General features: G+C 53.9%; 11 protein-coding genes, 1 tRNA gene and 1 pseudogene. 8 read left to right on the top strand and 5 right to left on the bottom strand.

Annotated features, from left to right (window positions below; all coding sequences use genetic code 11):
• The first annotated feature begins 472 nt into the window (after window positions 1-472).
• Both R6U67_RS15875 and R6U67_RS15870 read left to right on the top strand, forming a co-directional pair.
• Complete coding sequence (locus R6U67_RS15875) at window positions 473-2,152, top strand: DUF3352 domain-containing protein (protein ID WP_410253450.1); 1,680 nt, start codon at window positions 473-475, stop codon at window positions 2,150-2,152.
• Window positions 2,153-2,485: 333 nt separating this feature from the next.
• Window positions 2,486-3,331: a YaaW family protein gene (locus R6U67_RS15870; protein WP_087705460.1), complete on the top strand. Its 846-nt coding sequence runs from the start codon at window positions 2,486-2,488 to the stop codon at window positions 3,329-3,331.
• Window positions 3,332-3,345: 14 nt separating this feature from the next.
• On the opposite strand, the gene lipA is transcribed toward R6U67_RS15870, so the two are convergent.
• On the bottom strand, window positions 3,346-4,266 hold the full coding sequence (gene lipA / locus R6U67_RS15865) for a lipoyl synthase (RefSeq protein ID WP_410253449.1): 921 nt from the start codon (window positions 4,264-4,266) through the stop codon (window positions 3,346-3,348).
• 195 nt (window positions 4,267-4,461) lie between these two features.
• Here lipA and R6U67_RS15860 point away from each other — a divergent pair, with 195 nt between their 5' ends.
• The 3 genes from R6U67_RS15860 (at window position 4,462) to R6U67_RS15850 (ending at window position 6,071) form a co-directional block, all read left to right on the top strand.
• A complete protein-coding gene (locus R6U67_RS15860) occupies window positions 4,462-5,019 on the top strand; it encodes a PleD family two-component system response regulator (RefSeq protein WP_410253448.1) in 558 nt (185 codons plus the stop codon).
• 186 nt (window positions 5,020-5,205) lie between these two features.
• Window positions 5,206-5,279, top strand: a tRNA-Pro gene (locus R6U67_RS15855).
• A 600-nt stretch (window positions 5,280-5,879) separates the two neighbouring features.
• On the top strand, window positions 5,880-6,071 hold the full coding sequence (locus R6U67_RS15850; RefSeq protein WP_410253447.1) for a DUF2949 domain-containing protein: 192 nt from the start codon (window positions 5,880-5,882) through the stop codon (window positions 6,069-6,071).
• A gap of 165 nt (window positions 6,072-6,236) precedes the next feature.
• On the opposite strand, the gene fraC is transcribed toward R6U67_RS15850, so the two are convergent.
• The gene (gene fraC / locus R6U67_RS15845) at window positions 6,237-6,782 is read right to left on the bottom strand and encodes a filament integrity protein FraC (RefSeq protein WP_410253451.1); all 546 of its coding nucleotides are present in this window, start codon (window positions 6,780-6,782) and stop codon (window positions 6,237-6,239) included.
• Window positions 6,783-6,902: 120 nt separating this feature from the next.
• On the opposite strand from fraC, the gene dnaN reads away from it, so the two are divergent.
• Window positions 6,903-8,051, top strand: coding sequence for a DNA polymerase III subunit beta (gene dnaN, locus R6U67_RS15840; RefSeq protein WP_410253446.1), 1,149 nt, complete (start codon window positions 6,903-6,905; stop codon window positions 8,049-8,051).
• 86 nt (window positions 8,052-8,137) lie between these two features.
• Here dnaN and R6U67_RS15835 read toward each other — a convergent pair whose 3' ends face one another.
• Together R6U67_RS15835 and R6U67_RS15830 are read right to left on the bottom strand one after the other, a co-directional pair.
• Entirely contained in the window at window positions 8,138-8,485 is a 348-nt protein-coding gene (locus R6U67_RS15835; RefSeq protein ID WP_410253445.1) for a hypothetical protein, read from the bottom strand.
• A 132-nt stretch (window positions 8,486-8,617) separates the two neighbouring features.
• Window positions 8,618-8,929 (bottom strand): DUF6679 family protein, encoded by a 312-nt coding sequence (locus tag R6U67_RS15830; RefSeq protein WP_410253444.1) that lies wholly within the window; start codon window positions 8,927-8,929, stop codon window positions 8,618-8,620.
• Window positions 8,930-8,949: 20 nt separating this feature from the next.
• On the opposite strand from R6U67_RS15830, the gene R6U67_RS15825 reads away from it, so the two are divergent.
• Together R6U67_RS15825 and R6U67_RS15820 are read left to right on the top strand one after the other, a co-directional pair.
• The gene (locus R6U67_RS15825; protein WP_410253443.1) at window positions 8,950-9,126 is read left to right on the top strand and encodes a hypothetical protein; all 177 of its coding nucleotides are present in this window, start codon (window positions 8,950-8,952) and stop codon (window positions 9,124-9,126) included.
• Between the two features lie 122 nt (window positions 9,127-9,248).
• Window positions 9,249-10,883 (top strand): B12-binding domain-containing radical SAM protein, encoded by a 1,635-nt coding sequence (locus R6U67_RS15820; RefSeq protein WP_410253442.1) that lies wholly within the window; start codon window positions 9,249-9,251, stop codon window positions 10,881-10,883.
• Between the two features lie 118 nt (window positions 10,884-11,001).
• Here the strand turns inward: R6U67_RS15820 and R6U67_RS15815 are convergent.
• Window positions 11,002-11,192 (bottom strand): annotated as a pseudogene (locus tag R6U67_RS15815) (alanine dehydrogenase); the annotation flags it as partial.

Raw genomic sequence — 11,192 nt, 5'->3', positions numbered from 1 at the left:
ATGTGTCATGGGATGAAGGACTGGGACATCGAGCTGATGAGATCATGCTTTCAGTGGAGTCCTGGAGCCTCGGAAATCGAGAGGCTGCGTGGGCATGGCTCCAGAGCCAGAATCTTGAGTTTGCCTAACCTAAATAGAAATGGAACCCAAACCCAAATCATTGACCTTAGGGGAATTACTTGATCAAGGGGATTAACATCCTTGAATTAGGATTAAGTACCGTAGGGCATACGGAAACTCACGCCTCTGGAGATATCGACCTCTGCCTTGGTGGGGAAACTCCTCAAAGTAAGTCGAGTCGTGGAAAGAGGAAATCTCATCAGTGATGGTGGGAATCCCACGCTATATTCTTTGAATTAGCGTGGGAGGATGTCAATGACTGCTGGGTCCACCACGGCCATCTCAGGAGTCAGCCGTTTGTGCCAGAGTCGGGTGGTTAGCTGAACCAAGTCGCTAGAAAAAGAGGTCTTCCATGAAAAACGCGAAAGAGTCGAAAACCCCCAAGGGTTGGTGGCGTCCCATGGCCATCGCCGCCACAGTCGTCTTAGGAACCGGCGCGATCGCTTATGGTTGGTTACGGCTGCGTCCGAGTCCCTTAAGCTCCCCCCAGGAGGGCGCTGAGGCGGTTCCCGCTGAGGCGATCATGGCCCTCTACATCGAGATGGATGCGTCTGTTTGGGGACAATTAGAACGCTTTGGGACTCCCGAAGCCCAAGCCTCGGTCGAAACGCTGATTGCTGAGTTTCAGCAAGATCTCGCCCAAGATACCCAATTGGACTTTAATCGTGATCTCAAACCTTGGATTGGCAATGTTATGTTAGCCCTCGTTCCCAATACAGAGGGCGATCGCCAACGCCTGCTGGCCATCGTCGGGATTCGAGATAAAATCCAGGCCCTGGCCTTCGCCAACCGCGTCAAAGGGTCTCAGGACAAGGAATTACAGGAAGAAACCTATCGCAATACCACCATTTCAACGGTGACCATGGCCCCCCAATCTGGGAAGGAGTCAACAGAACCCGAGTCCTATAGCATCGCTGTGTTGGGGGATTATCTAGCCGTGGGCGATCGGCCCGATGTGGTCAAAGCGGCGATCGATACAGCTAAAGATAACACCTCCTTTGCCCGTGAAGGTCAGATGCGAGATCTGTTGCGATCGCAGCCCGTCGAGACCCCACTCCTACAAGCCTATATTGCCAATCTCGCCGACTTACAAGAACTCGATGGGTCTGAATCTCCACCGGCCGAGTTCGCCGAAACCACCCCAGGGGCGATCGTCGCCGGAATTGGCGTTACCGAGATCGGACTCCATCTGCGAACCCTGCTGAGTGTTCCTGAGGAGTCCTCCCTCAACACCCCCATTCAACCTCTGGCCAACTCTCGGATCGATCGCTTCCCAGACAATACCCTGGCCCTAATCGAAGGAAGTCACCTCGATCAAACCTGGACCCAATGGACCGAATGGGTTGAACAAACCCCAGAAGGAAACGCACTCTTGGCTCAACTACGGGCGGGAGTCGCCCAATTTGGGATTGATATCGATCGCGAAATCTTTGCGCCTCTCGATGGAACCTTTAGTCTGGGGGTGATTCCCGTCGCTGGAGGTCGTCCCGGCCTCTCGTCTACCCTAGGCGTGGGGGCGATGGCCTTTATCGAGAGCAGCGATCGCACCACCCTCGATGCCAGCCTAGACAAGCTGGGAACCCTGGCCCAAGAGGGGTTTGGACTGCCCATCGGCATTGAGTCAACCACCCTAGAGAACGTGTCAATTACCCAATGGACCTTGTCCATGTTTGGCGTAGCCGGGGAAACACTCCTCGGCTATGGTTGGCCCGAAGCCAATCTCTTGGCCCTGGGGATAACACGGCCCATGGTGGAATTGGCCCTGACACCGCCAACAAACAACCTCGCTCAAAATTCCACCTTTACTCAGATCGAGGAACGCTTCCCACCCTCCTATGGCGGCCGGATGTTTGCGAATGTTGAAGCCATCCGCAATTCCTTGGATTTGGTCACCTTGCAAACCCAGGAAGTCCTCACCCCTGAGGCGGTGATTCTCTTGGAAACCATCCAAGGGGTGGGGATGGCGGCCTCTCCTGCTGAGGAGGGGGTCTCGGCTCTCGATATCCATATTCCCTTGGTTTTGGCCGAGTAACCCCGATTGAGCGCTCGTTGCTCGGTGAACCCAAGCGCTAGAATGGGGAGGAGTCGAGAGCGGCTCAGTTGTCACTCCCAGGTTGTAGTATGCAGGTTCGTCTGAATGCGGTCTCAATTTTGATTGCCCTGGCCCTGGCGGGGTTGTGGGTGTTGCTGTTGGCTAAACCGACGGCCCTGGGCTGAGCGGAGAAATCACCTCATTCGGGTGAACGGACAACGGGCGCTACAATCGGCGGTACAATCGGGAGGTAATCTTTGTCAAGTTAAACGAACGTACAATCGATGTATCGCCCCAGTCGAACTGGGGGATAGGTGAGGGAGGGACCCGATGGTGGATGAGTTAAGAACAGCCTTAGAATTGGCAACCGAGGAAGAACTGCATGGGTTAACCCAGTTGTTGTTTCGCCCTCGCTTTAATCCCCTGGATTATATGAAGCCTGTTGATCCCTTGGAATTGCAAAGTCGCGATCGCCAAGGTTGGATTGATGCGATCGAAGACCGCTTTCGTTTCCTAGCTGCCGATGGACTGACGGTGTTACGGGGGCAAAGTCATGAGATCTCCTACCGCAGAGTGTTGATTCAGGTCTGTCACTATCTGCGGATTCCCTATTCTAAATCTCTCTCTACAACGGATTTGGAAGCGGAGATTTTTCTGCATTTGATGGGACGGGCCTGGGATAAACTCCCGCAAGCTGAACAAGCGGCCTTGATGGTTCGGGTTCAGAAATCATTGGCTAAAACCGATTTCGCGCAACCGTTACCCCTTCATGTGCAACGGGATCCCGTGGGTTGGCTGTTGAAGGGGGGCAGTGCGATCGCCGTGAATTCGGTCTTACGTCCCCTGTTACTCAATCAACTGGCGCGACAGTTCGCCATTGAGTTTGCCCGCCATCAGTTGGCGAAGGAAACCCTCAAGGGAGGGGCCGCCGCTGCGGCTAAGTTAAAGGGCTATGTGGGGGTTCAGATGGCTCGTCGGGGTATGGCGACGGCCACGGCCCGCTATACGGCGACTCGTTCGGTCTTTGCGTTTGTGGGGCCGGCGTTATGGGCCTGGTTTTTTGCCGATATCTGTTGGCGTGCGGTGGCGACGAATTATGCCCGCATCATTCCCACGGTGTTTGCGTTGGCCCAAATCCGCCTGACGCGATCGCCAACCTACGAATTTGCCTACGGTTAGGGGCTTAAAGGGGCTTAGGGAGCCGGATCTCCGGCATGATAGGAACTCCGCACCAGAGGACCCGATCGCACCTGAGAAAAGCCGAGATCTCGCGCGATGTCTCCGAGGCGATCGAAATCCTCAGGATGCCAGTAATGGCGCACGGGGAGATGATCCAGGGAGGGACGCATATATTGTCCCAGGGTGAGGCGATCGCAGCCAACGGCCCGCAAGTCCTTCATGGCCTGGATAATTTCCGCCTCGGTTTCCCCATGGCCTAACATCAAACCGGATTTCGTGGGCAGATTGGGATTGAGACGTTTGACATGACGCAAGACCTTGAGGGAGCGATCGTATTTCGCGCCGCGACGTACTGGCCCCTGAAGGCGACGCACGGTTTCGAGGTTGTGGTTGAAACAGGCCGGTTTCGCTGCAACAACCTGTTCAATGCGTTGCTGTTGTAGCTGTTCCGGGGAAGTTCCCGCCTCCCGGCCACCCCAAAAGTCCGAGGTGAGGACCTCGATTTGAGTCTCGGGGGAGCGATCGCGAATCGCCAGCATCGTCTGAACAAACCCACCCGCACCCCCATCGGCTAAGTCATCTCGGGCCACAGCCGTTAACACCACATAACGCAATTGCAATTGTTCAACGGCGGTGGCTACCTGCTGCGGTTCCTCCGGGTCGAGGGGCATGGGCGCATGACCACTATCGACTTGACAAAAACCACAAGATCGGGTACAGGTCGGCCCCATTAACAAAAAGGTGGCCGTTCCTTGGGCGTAACATTCGCCCCGATTGGGACAGCGACCCTCTTCGCAGATGGTGTGAATCTGTCGCTGTTTAATAATTCGCTGCACTCTGGAGATCTCACTGGCCTGGCCCAGGGGACGACGCAGCCAGGGGGGAAGTGTCGCCAGTTCGGCGCGCCGTTGCGCCCGGCGGTCTCGATCGCTCATGATAGATATAGATAAGGATAATACTCGCGGGACAGGTGCAGGATGACCCAGCCGCGCGATCGCGGGTCGGTCCTGTTTCGACTATGTTACATCGACCGGAGGTTTGCCCTAGCTGATAGACTATATCCGGTGGGGTACACTAGATAGCATCTATCCCTCAGCCTATCCCTTCGCGCACCGCTCAAGGAGTCAGTCGTGGCAAGTCACAAAATTTTGGTCATTGATGACAGCCGTGTCATCCAGAAAACTGTTAAAAGTATGTTGCCTCCGGGGAACTTCGATGTGGTCGAAGCCAAGGATGGTGAAGAAGGTTTGAATAAGATTCACTCCGATAAGCCCAGTCTGATTATGTTGGATTTCCTGCTTCCCAAACGAAGCGGCTGGGAGGTCTTTCAGGAAATTCAGGCCGACGCGAATCTACGTAAAATTCCCCTGTTGGTGATGTCGGGACGCAAGGAAGAGGTCACCGAGAAGATTTCTGAGCCGTTTGAGTTCTTTGAGTTTATCGAGAAACCGTTTGAGAAGAAACAGCTTCTCGGGGCCATTAAGTCGGCGATGGCCAAGTCCAAAAAATCTCGTGGCCCCGCCGCAGCGGCTCCAGCCGCCGCAGCGGCTCCAGCGGCGGCTTCGGCTGGCGGTGGCGAGGATGTGGCGGCTCTGCACGCTAAGGTGGCCCGGTTAGAGAAGGAAGTGGCTGGCTTGAAAAAACAAGTCTCGCAGATTCTCGCGTTTATCAAGCAGAAGTTGAAATAGTCTCGGGTTGACCGCCGCTTGGGGGCGATCGATTCTCTTCACGGTCAGCTCACATCGGCGGCCGGCTTCACCACGTCGGTCTTGGCCGGGATTGATAACTAGATTGACAAAAATTGATAGCCAAGTGTTTAAGTCTGTGCTACACTATCGTGTGTTAGGATGGTTAGCCCATCTAACAGTTAACACCGGGATGTAGCGCAGCTTGGTAGCGCACTTCGTTCGGGACGAAGGGGCCGCTGGTTCGAATCCAGTCATCCCGATTGTTGGGAAAAGGTCGTCTGGGTACGGCTTTTTCTCACCCATTCAGACAAATTCAGTCGTAATCTTCGTCAGCTAGGTGGATTGTTCCCAAGTTTGGGAACCCTAGCGTTAGTGACTCGTCGCGTTGGCTATCTTGGATGGCCGATCGAGGCGGTTGCGGGGGGTGAGTTCACTCTTCCCCGAGGTGGTCATCCCTTGGACGTTGGCTAATCCTCGAGTCCCTGACTCCGCAAAGTTGCCTAGGAAATCAGAGTCATCACGTGAGTCTTCCGTGGGACTACTGATGTTAGGAAATCATCTAAAGATTGTTGGAAAAACTGACGTTTTTTCCAGATATCTGAGAGGATGTAGAGATTCCTAATCTGGAAAAAGGTCGGTTGGGGATCACGGTTAAGGGCGATCGCACCTCAGAGATAACACGGACTTATGGTTAGTGGGGATCGCCCGAATCAGGCGGACTTTGCCGGATTGACGAGAGAATCAGGCGATCGCAGTCCAGAGCGATCAAGATCACAACGAAAGGGTTATATCGATCGCAGAGCGGCCCTCAAATATAGTGCATAGTAAGAATGTCCCGAAGACGGACTCAATTTAAAATCATGAAATTTAACAAACTCGCAAAACTCATTCGCTTTTTACAGGACGATTTATCCGTTCCCTCCAACTCCATCGATTTGGCCCTGCGTCACGGCGAAAACGCCCCCAACGCCTTCCCGATGGTCTTATGGCAATATGGCCTAATCAGCCTCGAACAACTCGATCGCATTTTTGACTGGCTCGAAACCGCCTGAGAGACTCCCCGAGTTCCTCAATCGCTTCGTTTAACGGTCAACATCTTGGCAAACCTGGCTCAATCCGTTACCCGTTCGATTTAAAAACCGTTTTAGCACCTAAAAAATGCAATACACCATCGTCAGAAGCCGCCTCAACTGAGGCGGCTTTCTCAATCCGAATCATCACTCCGTAGCGACTCCCAGCCCGAGAATCATCACCACCAGCAGTATAAAGATGGCCCCGTGACTCAGGCCATGGCCCAGCAAAATCGTCCGATCTTGGTCAACCCGGATCTCATAGCGAATCAATCGTTCCGTTTTCGATGAGTTAAAGTGCTCATAAAAAACTTGACTCTCTAAGGAGATGATCTTGAACCGCTGTAACAGATAGAGACATTGACTTTTGATAAAAAAGCTGGCAAAAAAGACAATGATCGTGGCGATCGCCAGTACCGGCTCAATCCCATCGTAGCCGGGACGAGCCACAAACCGCCCCGTAAACAGATATCCCATCACCTGAATCACCCAGGGATGAGTCGCAAAATTATCCACCAGAATAAAAAAGCCAATCCAGCCCAATATAATGCACAGCAGGTCAATCACCAGAGCATATTGGACACTCATGCGGCGACTAATGGCCAAGCGGCGATGAAACACCGTCGATTCGATCGCCACCGACACCAGTAGTAGTAAAATCTGAGAGGCGATCGCCCTCAGCGGTAATACCATCAAGGTTAACAAGCCTCCCCAACCCGTGCCGTCGAGGCCTATGGTACTCTCTTAAAGCTGTTTGTTTGCCCAACAGCTCCTGATTTTTGACCCAAACATCTCCTGTTAATCGATTTTCCTATGAAACTGGTTTGCACCCAAGGGGAACTCAACACCCATCTCTCCCTCACCATTCACGCCGTCCCCTCTCGTCCCACGCATCCGGTTTTAGCCAACGTCCGACTCACCGCCGATGCCGAACAGCAACAAATCCGCCTAACCGCCTTCGATCTCAGCCTAGGGATTCGGACCAGCTTCCCGGCCCAAGTCGAATCAAGTGGAGACGTTGCCCTACCCGCAAAACTACTCAATGACATCGTCTCGCGGCTTCCCGACGGCGAACTCACCCTCGAACAAGACGACGAGAGTTATCAAACCACCCTCACCTCCCTCTCAGGAAACTATACCGTCCAGGGAATGAGTGTCGAGGAATTTCCCGAACTCCCCGCCATTGAAGATGGCAAAGTCATCCAACTCGGCAGTGAATCCCTCCTCGAAGGCTTACGGGGGACCCTCTTTGCCACCAGTTCCGACGAAACCAAACAAGTCTTAACGGGGGTTCACCTCGCCGTTCGGGCCGATGGCATTGAATTTGCCGCCACCGACGGACATCGTCTAGCCGTCGTCGAGGCCCTCAACGATGCCGATGCCCCGGCCATGAACCTCGAAGAGGGCGAAGTCTTTGAAGTCACCGTTCCGGCCCAGGCCCTACGGGAACTCGAACGAACCATCGGCAAACGGGCCGCCGCCACCCCCTTAACCCTCTCGATTGACGAAGGACAGGCGGTGTTTGAAGTCGAAGACCGTCGGCTCACCAGTCGTACCCTAGAAGGGGCTTATCCCGCCTATCGTCAACTGATTCCCCGTGAATTTGAAAATCAAGCCAATCTCGATCGCCGCGCCCTCTTAAGCGCCCTAGAACGCATTGCCGTCATCGCCGATCGCAAGAATAACATTGTCAAGTTTAGCTTTGATAGTGCCGCCGGGCAGGTCACTCTAGGGGTCGATGCGGCGGATGTCGGCAGTGGGAGTGAGTGCTTACCGGCCCAAATTTCCGGGGACAGCCTCGAGATTGCCTTTAACGTCAAGTATGTGATGGAATCGCTGCGAAATCTGCAATCGACAGAGATTCAACTTCAGTTAAATAGCGCCACCTCTCCGGTGATTCTAACCCCCCTCGGCGGCACGAAGATGATCCACCTCGTTATGCCGGTTCAGATTCGCGATTAAGGCAAAAACCCCCCAATCTCGCTAGGATGTTGGGGGGTTCGGTCATCGGGTTGGGGGAAGCGGGTTCTGGACAATCCTTTGGGAACTCACCCGGAAACAGTTTCTAGGAGTTGCCACTGTTCACTCCCAACGACAGCGGCTTTGACGGCCTCGAACATCATCTGACAGTGGTTGTTCACTTGCAGGGGGAGTTCTTCGTTTTTGACCACGAAATTCAGCCGTACTTCCGGTTTATCGTCAATGGGAACATCGATCAGAACATCCACCGTGACCAGTTTAGAAAACGAAACTCGTCCCGGTGTTTCCCGAGCCATAAAATAATCTTCGGTCTGATAGATTGGCTCGAAGTCGCACGCTTGGAGGAGTTCAGGCAGAATCTGCCTAACGTGCTCGACTGGAGCGGCTACAACGAAGATAGCAGTGTAGCGAGCCATAAGAAACAACAGAAGCACGACATTGAGTTTCAGCTTACCACACCCGTAAGCGAAGGGGAGCGTTTCGGGAAAATCAACAACCGGGTGGCGACTGGGCCACCCGGTCTGTTAGGGACGAGTTCCCCCGAGGGGCTAGTCCGGGTTAGACTCAGGATGACTCTTGCGAATCTTCTCGGAGTCGGGACAGTCATCGGCGATGAGCGGTTCAAATCCGGACTTGGGAACGCTGGCCAGTTTCTGGCTGACGGAACCGATGCTGTCGAGACGCACAAGTTCTTCCCAAGCACAGATTTCGTCGTCTTCGTCGGATTCGTAGCGGATGGTTACGAGATCTCCTTCGATGTCGATGATTTGGGCGCGATCAATCCAGCGTTGTTGATCTCGTAGAAAGACACAGACTTCACGACCTTCACAGCAGAATTGATAGAGCTTGCGATGTAGCATTCAAAGTTTGGGAAAGACGTATGCTTCCCCGCCATTCTAACGCGATCGCTCCCCCCACGTCGATGAAATTACCGAGTCTGTTGGAGGCGATCGCCCCCCTCCCCTCCGTAGCCGCCCCAATCCTCGTTAAGATGAAGGGATACCCCTTTGATATCCTCGTTTTGAGACAGATTTATCTTAAATCCAAGACAGATTAAAGAGGACATCCAAAACGCCCGAAACACCGCGTCTAGTGGTATCCACTTTTCGCCGTCTTGATTGTCCTACTTCGATTGTCTGTTACCCCCCTATCTGAGCCATTAGCCTTAGCCATTACCCAATGAGTGCCAACCCTGTGAATGCTTCTGTTTTTGCCGATGAACGCCTGTTGTTTGAACCCGTCTCCCCAGAGGCGAACGCTCTGGAGGTGATTTTTGCCTTTCCCAATACCTACAGTGTCGGCATTACCAGCCTCGGCTATCAGGTGATTTGGGCCAGCTTGGCCATGCGGGAGGATGTCTCAGTCAGTCGCCTCTTTATGGATATCAGCGAACCCCTCCCCGATACAGCCGATTTGTTGGGGTTCTCCCTCTCCTGGGAACTCGATTATGTGAATATCCTTAGTTTGCTCGAATCGTTGCAGATTCCCCGACGCTCTGAGTTTCGCCAAAATAGCCAGCCGCTGGTGTTTGGCGGTGGCCCGGTGTTGACGGCCAATCCTGAACCCTTTGCCGATTTCTTCGATATTATCTTGCTCGGGGATGGGGAAGATCTACTTCCGAATTTCCTCAACGCCTATCAGGAGGTGCGGGGGGCCTCGCGGGAGGAGCAATTACGACGTTTGGCCCAGGTTCCGGGACTCTATGTTCCCAGTTTATATGAGGTGCGTTATCACCGTCGCGATGGGGCGATCGCCTCAATTACCCCCAGCGACGCTGAGATTCCCCCCCAAGTCGAGAAACAAACCTATCGTGGTAATACGCTATCGGCCTCGTCGGTGGTGACGCAACAGGCCGCCTGGGAAAATATCTATATGGTGGAGGTGGTGCGAAGTTGTCCAGAAATGTGCCGCTTTTGTTTAGCCAGTTATCTGACGCTTCCCTTTCGTACGGCGAGTTTGGAAGCCTCTCTGATTCCGGCCATTGAACGGGGTTTAACGGTGAGTCATCGCTTGGGGTTATTGGGGGCCTCGATTACCCAACATCCCGAGTTTGAGGCGGTGTTGGACTATCTCGATCAAGACCGTTACGATGATTTACGGCTGAGTATCGCCTCGGTGCGAACGAATACCGTAACTCCCAAGTTGGCCCGGATTTTGACGAAGCGGGGGACGAAATCGATCACCATTGCAGTGGAAACAGGATCGCAACGGCTGCGACGGGTGATTAATAAGAAGTTGGAGAATGAGGAGATTGTGCAAGCGGCGCAACAGGCCAAGGCGGGCGGTCTGAAAGGGGTTAAACTCTACGGTATGGTGGGCATTCCCGGTGAAACCGATGAGGATGTCAGTGAAACGGTGGCCATGATGACGCAGTTGAAACGAGAGGTTCCGGGGTTACGGCTGACTCTCGGCTGTAGTACCTTTGTCCCTAAGGCCCATACTCCGTTTCAAGGCTATGGGGTGAATCCTCGGGCCAAGAAACGGTTGCAGCGGTTGGAGAAGGCTTTGCGATCGCAGGGAATGGACTTTCGCCCAGAAAGCTATAACTGGTCAGTGATTCAGGCGTTGATTGCGCGGGGCGATCGCCGTCTATCGCACCTGTTAGAGTTAGTACGAGACTATGGTGATACGGTGGGCAGTTATAAGCGAGCCTTCAAAGAGTTACGAGGACAACTTCCGCCGTTAGAGGATTATGTGCATGAGAATTACGACGGCGATCGTATTCTCCCCTGGTCCCATCTGCGCGGCCCCCTCCCCCCCGAAACCCTCGCCAAACACCTCGCCGATGCTCAACACGCCATGAACCTCACCTAATCCTCTTGCTTGTTCCAGTGTTCCCTTCTCCCCCCTGTTCCCTGTTCCCTGTTCCCTATTCCCTATTCCCTGTTCCCTATTCCCTGTTCCCTATTCCCTATTCCCTGTTCCCTGTTCCCTAAAGATCCCCAAACACCTCACGCACCGCCGGATGAACCAATTGATGGTCTCGCACATTGACTCCCGCCGCGATCGCCGCATCCTGTTCAATGGCCCCCGCCCCCGACTCAGCCAACTTCAACACATAGGGGAGGGTACTATGATTCAACGATTGCGTTGCCGTGCGGGGAACAGAACCGGGCATATTGG

Source organism: Sodalinema sp. (genome assembly GCF_046483825.1).
Taxonomy (GTDB): Bacteria; Cyanobacteriota; Cyanobacteriia; order Cyanobacteriales; family Geitlerinemataceae; genus Sodalinema.
This window is presented reverse-complemented; position numbering and strand designations above follow the sequence as displayed.

Excerpts from the sequence above, each read along its gene's own strand:
- R6U67_RS15875 (WP_410253450.1), top strand. The coding sequence starts at position 473 with ATGAAAAACGCGAAAGAGTCGAAAACCCCCAAGGGTTGGTGGCGTCCC.
- lipA (WP_410253449.1), bottom strand. The coding sequence starts at position 4,266 with ATGAGCGATCGAGACCGCCGGGCGCAACGGCGCGCCGAACTGGCGACA.
- R6U67_RS15850 (WP_410253447.1), top strand. The coding sequence starts at position 5,880 with ATGAAATTTAACAAACTCGCAAAACTCATTCGCTTTTTACAGGACGAT.
- fraC (WP_410253451.1), bottom strand. The coding sequence starts at position 6,782 with ATGGTATTACCGCTGAGGGCGATCGCCTCTCAGATTTTACTACTACTG.
- dnaN (WP_410253446.1), top strand. The coding sequence starts at position 6,903 with ATGAAACTGGTTTGCACCCAAGGGGAACTCAACACCCATCTCTCCCTC.
- R6U67_RS15835 (WP_410253445.1), bottom strand. The coding sequence starts at position 8,485 with ATGGCTCGCTACACTGCTATCTTCGTTGTAGCCGCTCCAGTCGAGCAC.
- R6U67_RS15830 (WP_410253444.1), bottom strand. The coding sequence starts at position 8,929 with ATGCTACATCGCAAGCTCTATCAATTCTGCTGTGAAGGTCGTGAAGTC.
- R6U67_RS15825 (WP_410253443.1), top strand. The coding sequence starts at position 8,950 with ATGCTTCCCCGCCATTCTAACGCGATCGCTCCCCCCACGTCGATGAAA.
- R6U67_RS15820 (WP_410253442.1), top strand. The coding sequence starts at position 9,249 with ATGAGTGCCAACCCTGTGAATGCTTCTGTTTTTGCCGATGAACGCCTG.